At 71.8% G+C, this 1,827-nt stretch carries 2 protein-coding genes and 1 pseudogene; 1 reads left to right on the top strand and 2 read right to left on the bottom strand.

Translation table 11 applies throughout. The features are described from left to right. Positions 1-270: pseudogene (locus VF697_RS02585) on the bottom strand (hypothetical protein); the annotation flags it as partial. Between the two features lie 168 nt (positions 271-438). On the opposite strand from VF697_RS02585, the gene VF697_RS02580 reads away from it, so the two are divergent. Beyond that, a complete protein-coding gene (locus VF697_RS02580) occupies positions 439-1,302 on the top strand; it encodes an FHA domain-containing protein (RefSeq protein WP_331091869.1) in 864 nt (287 codons plus the stop codon). A gap of 3 nt (positions 1,303-1,305) precedes the next feature. Here the strand turns inward: VF697_RS02580 and VF697_RS02575 are convergent, their stop codons facing one another. Next, positions 1,306-1,668, bottom strand: coding sequence for a PH domain-containing protein (locus VF697_RS02575; RefSeq protein WP_331091870.1), 363 nt, complete (start codon positions 1,666-1,668; stop codon positions 1,306-1,308). Positions 1,669-1,827 lie beyond the last annotated feature (159 nt).

The raw sequence follows: 1,827 nt of genomic DNA, 5'->3' as shown, positions 1-1,827 counted from the left end.
CAGGGCCTCGAAGTAGTGCGAGAGCTGCACGGACTGCCCGGGCTGCGCCCCCTGGGGGGTGACGCGCGTGCCGAGGTAGCGCACCGCGCCTCCGCCCAGGGTGGCTCCGCTGCGGTACGTGAGGTCCGCTGGCGCGGCCTCCAGCACGCGGGCCTGGGTGGGCGGGGGCAAGGCCTTCGCACGAGGCTTGGGGCCAGCCTGCTCGTCGCGGCAGGAGGTGGCGAGCAACGCGAGCAGCGACAGCGACAGGAGGCGGGAGGCAGGGCGCATCGGGGCCGCGAATCCTAGGACCCCCTCCGGCGGATGTCTCGGAGAAGGGACCCGGACTCCGTCCACGTGTGTGGACGGCGGGCTGGAGTCGGGACACCTCGGAGGCGGCAACCCCCCGGAACTCCGCCCGTCCGAACCGGCATCCGGCTTGCTGGTCTCGGCCGGGCCATGCACTTCGAATTCGAGCACCTGGGCACTACCACCCCCTTCGAGCTGCCCGAGGGCCTCCACCTGCTGGGCGGAGGCGCCGAGGACCACATCCGGCTCGAGGGGCTCCCCTCCGGCCTGCTGACGCTGCGCATCGAGGACCACCGCTTGATGGTAGAGGCCACCCGCGCCTTCACCGTGGAGGACGTGAGGGTGCCCCCGGGCGTCCCGCGCCTCGTGCTGCCGGGAGAGGTGGTGGGGCTGCCCGAGCGGATGAGCCTGAAGGTGCTGGACCCCGACGGAAACGCCGAGCGGCAGGTGGGCACCCTGGCCGTCCTCAAGAACCTCCTCACGGACACGGAGGCCCTGACGCCCTCGCGGGCCGCCGCCCTCACCTGTCTCACCGGGGCGGACGTGGGCCGCACCTTCGCCCTCGCCGAGGCGAGCACCGAGCTGGGCCGGGGCAAGGAGGTAGCCGTGCGCCTGCGGGACATCGCCGTGTCCCGCCGTCACGCGCGCGTGCGCCACCAGGACGGCGCCTTCTTCCTGGAGGATCTGGGCAGCCCCAACGGCGTCTACCTCAACGGCAAGCGGGTGGAGGCGCCCTCCCCGCTCACCGAGGGCGATGTCATCGAATTGGGCCGGACGTTGCTGCGCTTCCAGGCGCCCATGGCCGAGCCGCTACCGCCCCCGGACAAGGCGAGTCCCCCGCCCGAGACGGAGAAGCCCTCCGCACCGGCCGAGGAGCCCATTGCCCACGAGGCTCCCCCAACGCCCTCCGCCGGGGACGCACCGGAGCGCCCGCGGTGGGAGTGGTGGCTCATCGGCCTCGGGGCGACGACGGCCCTGGTGGGGCTGCTCGCCACCTACGCGCTGACGGGCTGAAGCTCAGGCGCGCAGGGGCGAGAGGCCGGCGCGCTCGACGAGGAGCCGTGCCAAGTCGCGGTGATGCGCGAAGAAGCTGGTGAAGTGCACGAGGCCCCGGCGGCACCGCACGGCGTACACCGTCACCGGGCCGGGCAGCACATCCACCTTGTTGATGTCCGCGAAGGAGAAGTGCCGCGTGCGCACCATGCCCCGGTACGTGATGCCTCCCGCGTCCACGATGATCCGCGTGCGGCCGTAGTACGTCACCGACACGCCGAAGAAGAGGACGAAGAAGACCGCCGAGAGGAACGTCTGGAGGGGGACTCCGTCGAAGCGGAGTAGGTACAGCAGCACCCCCAACCACAGCAGTGTCGCGGCCCCCATGATCGCCGCGAGCACCCCGTGGGGGCGAAATACCTCCTGCCTGCCTGCCTTCGGAGCGCGCCGGTCCATATCGAAAAAGCTAAGGTCCGGGCCTGACATGCGCCACCCGTCCCCCCGCCGACCAGGCAAGGGAGTTCGCGGGCTGACTTCCTGGGAACT

Source organism: Archangium sp., from assembly GCF_036388035.1.
Taxonomy (GTDB): domain Bacteria; phylum Myxococcota; class Myxococcia; order Myxococcales; family Myxococcaceae; genus Archangium.
This window is presented reverse-complemented; position numbering and strand designations above follow the sequence as displayed.